The 1,164-nt window shown below is 35.7% G+C and carries 1 protein-coding gene; it reads left to right on the top strand.

The genetic code is table 11. The annotated features are described in order from the left end of the window. The first annotated feature begins 60 nt into the window (after window positions 1-60). Window positions 61-1,151 (top strand): IS3 family transposase gene (locus LB452_RS13400; protein WP_224462244.1). Its coding sequence is split into 2 segments (ribosomal slippage): window positions 61-322 and window positions 322-1,151, totalling 1,092 coding nucleotides; the frame shifts between segments, so codons are not numbered across the junction. The last annotated feature ends 13 nt before the right edge of the window (window positions 1,152-1,164 follow it).

Here is a 1,164-nt window from a genome sequence, read left to right as displayed (position 1 = left end):
GCTTCCCCCAAAACCGAACTGTTTAAAATAAGAATTATTTTAATTAAATTAGACAGTATTATGAGACGAAGTAAATTTTCACCACAGCAGATTGCTAAGATTTTAAAAGAGTTTGATACGGGTAAAAGCGTTGATCAAATTACCAGAGAGCATGGAGTTAGCACCTCTACGTTTTACAAATGGCGTTCTCGTTATGCAGGAATGAACTCCAAAGAACTAAAACGCCTTAAAGAGCTTGAGGAAGAGAATGCAAGACTTAAACAGATGTATGCTAGTTTAGCATTGGATCATCAAATGGCAAAGGAGATTATCGAAAAAAAGCTTTAAAGCCCTCTAAGAAAAGAGAGATAGCTAAAGAACTTATTCATTACGGCATTAGCAGGGCGTGTCGTGTTCTCAAAATGAGTAAAAGTGTGTTTTATTATAAGGCTTTACCTAAAGATGATATTGAGATTGAACAGGCTTTAAAACAAAAGGCAAAGGAGCATTCAGAAGAAGGCTTTTGGAAGGCCTATAGTCGTTTAAGAGCAGAAGGGAAGCCATGGAACCATAAATGCATGCACAGGGTTTATGTGGCTCTTGGACTTCCTCTTAGAAGAAAAGCTAAGAAACGATTACCAGCAAGAGTGAAAGAAACCTTAGAAGTACCCAATGAGCTCAATCATACCTGGAGTATAGATTTTGTAACCGATGTCTTAGAAAACAAAAGACGTTTTAGAGCCTTTAATATAATTGATGATTATAACAGAGAAATACTTCATATAGAAATCGACTTTTCATTAACTAGCAGCCGTGTCATCTGGGTGCTAAATCATCTCATTAACAAAAGGAACAAGCCTAAGCGAATAAGGATGGATAATGGTCCTGAATTTATTGCAAAGATTGCTTTGGAGTGGAGTCAAATGCATGAAATTGAATTTAAGTATATCCAACCTGGAAAGCCAACACAGAATGCTTTTATAGAGAGATTCAATGGTAGTTATAGAAGAGGAGTTTTAAATAAATACATCTTTGAAGATATAAATCAAGTAAGGGAACAAACACAAATCTGGATGAATGATTATAATCATCATCGCCCACATGATGGACTAAATAAAATGTCGCCAGTAGAATATGCAAAACTTAATTCACTTGGGGCTAGCCCCAAGTGAATTAAAACAATAA

It is taken from the genome of Psychroflexus longus (assembly GCF_020164595.1).
Taxonomy (GTDB): Bacteria; Bacteroidota; Bacteroidia; order Flavobacteriales; family Flavobacteriaceae; genus Psychroflexus; species Psychroflexus longus.
Note: the sequence above shows the minus strand (reverse complement) of the source record. Positions and strands in the feature narration are given on the sequence as shown.